Source organism: Flavobacterium sp. (assembly GCF_044361065.1).
Lineage (GTDB): Bacteria > Bacteroidota > Bacteroidia > Flavobacteriales > Flavobacteriaceae > Flavobacterium.
Window position 1 is genome coordinate 1 of the sequence record NZ_JBIKJI010000182.1, and the last position, 3590, is coordinate 3590.

General features: G+C 29.2%; 6 protein-coding genes. 2 read left to right on the forward strand and 4 right to left on the reverse strand.

What is annotated here, in order from left to right; all coding sequences use genetic code 11:
* From ACIQ11_RS09515 to ACIQ11_RS09530, 4 genes are all read right to left on the reverse strand, one after another.
* A partial coding sequence (locus tag ACIQ11_RS09515; RefSeq protein WP_396154385.1) for a DOMON domain-containing protein occupies nt 1–672 on the reverse strand: 672 nt, incomplete at its 3' end.
* A gap of 17 nt (nt 673–689) precedes the next feature.
* Nucleotides 690–1199, reverse strand: coding sequence for an ankyrin repeat domain-containing protein (locus ACIQ11_RS09520; protein WP_396154386.1), 510 nt, complete (start codon nt 1197–1199; stop codon nt 690–692).
* A 3-nt stretch (nt 1200–1202) separates the two neighbouring features.
* Nucleotides 1203–2054: a DUF5777 family beta-barrel protein gene (locus tag ACIQ11_RS09525; RefSeq protein WP_396154387.1), complete on the reverse strand. Its 852-nt coding sequence runs from the start codon at nt 2052–2054 to the stop codon at nt 1203–1205.
* A gap of 2 nt (nt 2055–2056) precedes the next feature.
* Nucleotides 2057–2434 (reverse strand): hypothetical protein, encoded by a 378-nt coding sequence (locus ACIQ11_RS09530; protein WP_396154388.1) that lies wholly within the window; start codon nt 2432–2434, stop codon nt 2057–2059.
* Nucleotides 2435–2503: 69 nt separating this feature from the next.
* On the opposite strand from ACIQ11_RS09530, the gene ACIQ11_RS09535 reads away from it, so the two are divergent.
* Nucleotides 2504–2863 carry a hypothetical protein gene (locus ACIQ11_RS09535; protein ID WP_396154389.1) on the forward strand — a complete coding sequence of 120 codons (360 nt, stop codon included), beginning with the start codon at nt 2504–2506 and terminating at the stop codon, nt 2861–2863.
* Between the two features lie 29 nt (nt 2864–2892).
* On the forward strand, nt 2893–3432 hold the full coding sequence (locus ACIQ11_RS09540) for a YceI family protein (RefSeq protein ID WP_396154390.1): 540 nt from the start codon (nt 2893–2895) through the stop codon (nt 3430–3432).
* The last annotated feature ends 158 nt before the right edge of the window (nt 3433–3590 follow it).

Below are 3590 nucleotides of genomic sequence, written 5' to 3' on the forward strand. Positions count from 1 at the left end.
TTTGTTATCTATTTGAGAAATTTGTTTAGTAAAAACTAACTTACCTACAACATCAAATAATTTAACTTCAACAGTTTCAAATTCATTCGGTAATTCAATAGCAAAAATATCATCTGCTGGGTTTGGATATAGTTTAAAACCTGCCATAGCAAATGAGTCAGTACTTAATGCAAAAGTTCCTGTAACACCATTACCTCTAGAACCGTGGTAACCTAAATTTAAATCATTACCTAAAGCCCATATTAAATTAATTGAAGCAGTTGAATTTGTAAAAGTAAAATCTGAACCTGAGGAATCACCTGTTGATAAAGCTCTTGTAGCTATAATTGTTCTAACTGTTCCAGTACCATCAACTGAATTAGATGTTGTCGTCCAATTTTGTGTTGCATCTGAATTTGGAGTGCTTCCAGATCCTGTGAAATTTCTATCAGTTAAAGTAGCTGATGCTCCAGATGCAATTACACCATCACCAGTTGAAAACATTGAAGTCATTCCAAATCCAAGCCCTAACCATTTATTAGATGGGCCAACTAATGTCATTGTTACCGTCGTTGGATTAGTATCAAATTTAACTGTATAACCTGTAGTCAAATTGATTACTCCAGTAGTATGATTTTGCGCAGTAGCAATCATACCAAAAAGAATGAGTGTAAAAAGTAAAATTTTTTTCATAATTTAAAATGTAATGGTTAATAATTTAGTAGATTAATAATTTTTTGATTATTTGTTTTAAGAGCATAATCAAGGGCTTCTTTATTGTAATTGTCTTTTATTTTCAAATTTGCCTTAGCCGAAATTAAAAGCTCAATTATTGGTAAATTATTTGTATTTATTGCCATAATTAGGGCAGTTTGACCATTTGAATCTTGAAAATCAAGATTGGCTTTTTTTTCAATTAATTGCTTTGAAAATTCATAATTTTCTTTGATTACTGCTGCCATCAATGCTGTTCCACTTTTAGAAAGATAATTAATATTGTTCACATTTTGCAATAAATAATTTGCAACTTCAATATTATTAGAATAAATAGCTAAAATTAAAGTGGAATATCCATTCTCATTTATTTTATTTATGCAATCTAAATCTGACTTAATTAATTCTTTTAATTCTAAAAGACTCCCATTTCTGGACACAGCAAAAACATCTTTCTGTGCAAAAGTAGTTGAAAAAATAAATAAAAAGAAAAATACTATTTTCATAAATTAAAAAACACGAATTAAATTAAATCCAAAAGCTATTTTTCCATCATTCCAACTTCCAGACGTATTACCTAAATATCCCGATTCGTGCATGGCTTGCGAGTTTGTAAAATGCATTTGGAACACGTGACCACCTGTTTCTAAATCGAATCCTATAGAAAGTGGATTTTTGAAAGTAGAATTAGATGCTCTGTTTAAATGTGCTGCATAATCCAAATTAAACGACCAACGTTTGGTAAACTTATACCTACCTCCTAAACCAACGGCAAATTGACTATTGTCTTGAGAATTATTGGCTACATAATTTTGATGAAAATGTGTTGGTGCAATTTCTAATGATAAATTATCGTTGAATTTTCTTGAAATTAGAATTTGATTCACATAAGCCAAACGGTCTGAGAACTCTAATTTTGGTAAGGTTGTTTTTTCTAATTCTGTATTAATTGCTAAACTATTAAATCCGACAATTTCAAAAGGAAAGCCCTGCTTTTTCTGTCCAAATAATCTGTATTTAGTAGCAAACTCATACGTTTTTTGAAATCCAGAACGAGAAGCATGTATAGTAACACCATTGGTTAATCCATATACAAATTGCAAACGTGTATTGGCTTCATCCAAACCGAAAAAATCTTCAAATCCTTTGTCAAAATAACCAAAACGGTGTGCTACCACAAAATACATATCGCCTTTTGATGCTAATTTTGTAGATTCTAAATTTACAATTTTTAATGATTTAAATGCAGCAACTTCTGATTCATTTGCGTCAGATATTGTATCGATTTCATTAAGTAAATCGTCTTGAGCAACCATTAAAAATGGGAATACACAAAATAAAAAAGTAATTTTCTTTGTCATAATTATTTAATTTCAGCTTGATCTATTTTTATTTCTTCTAATAATGAGTCGTATCCAATAACTCTTCCTTTAACCAAAATAGTTTCATTTAATTTAACAACATTGGCGTCTTTTAATAGTAGAAATACTTTTTCGTCCAATACTATGGTTTTGTTAGCTATATCAACATTAGTAACTTTTCCCGTAATTTGTATCGATTTATCTAAGTATTTTAAATTTGCTTTGGCTTCATCTTGCAAAAAATCATTCGAAAGTTGTTTCACTGTTACTGAAAAAACAGCTTCCTCATTTGCAATATCTCTGTGTGCATGATATAAATATTTGTAAGACACCAAAAGTATCGCAAACAGTACAACTAAACCAACTACTATTTTTTTCATATATTTTTATTCTCTATGCACAAACTTATAAATTATTTTGTAATATTGTGAATATAAAACAATTTTAACATGAATAAAATACATTATTTAATTTTTAGCACCTTATTTTTTATTTTTGGTTGTAGCAATCATTCTGAAGATGATTTAACAACTCCTTTAACTTCAAATACAACAAAATACATTCAAAACATAAAGCCAATTATAGATAATAATTGCGTAGCTTGCCATGGTACTACTCCATCGGCTGGTGCACAAACGTCTTTAGCAACTTACATACAAGTAAAAAATTCTGTACTTAACAATGGTCTTATTGATCGTGTTTCAAGAGCTCAAGGCGCTTCAGGAATGATGCCCTATCAAGGAACTCGACTTCCACAATCTTCAATAGATTTAATAATAGATTGGAATACTGACGGACTTTTAGAATAATTTGAATATTACCCCTTAACTACTTTAAAATGAAAAAATTCGCACTATTTGTATGGATTGCATTAATGAGTTTGACTCCTGTACAAGAAAAAAAAATAACCAAAACTGGCAGCATTAGTTTTGAAGCTTCTGTACCTTCTTTTGAAGAAATTAAAGCAAAAAACAACGCGGTAACTTGCATTATGAATACTAATAATGGCGAAATTGCGGTTTTGGCTTTAATGAAAGGTTTTCGTTTTAAAATTGCATTAATGGAAGAGCATTTTAATGAAAATTACATTGAAAGTTCTAAATTTCCTAAAGCAACTTTTAAAGGTAAAATTGAGAATTTTGATGTTACTAAATTAACTTCGACTTTAAAAGATTATACTATTAAAGGTAAATTAGAACTTCACGGAAAAAGTAAAGACATTACTTCAATTGCAAAAATTAAAAAAACGGGTTCGGATATAGAAATTAAAACAGACTTTAACGTTAATGTATCCGACTTTGATATTGAAATACCGAGTGTTGTTTCCAAAAAAGTTTCTAAAAAAGTAACTTTAAATTGTAACTTCTTATTAAAATAATATACTAATCTTTAAATTAAACCCAATTACATATGAAAAACTTAAAAAAATTAGCATTCGTTGCCTTTGCAATTGTATCTACACAATTTTATGCACAAACAAAAACAGGCGCTGTAACGTATGAAATGACAATGCCTGACAATGAAGAAATGGCAGCA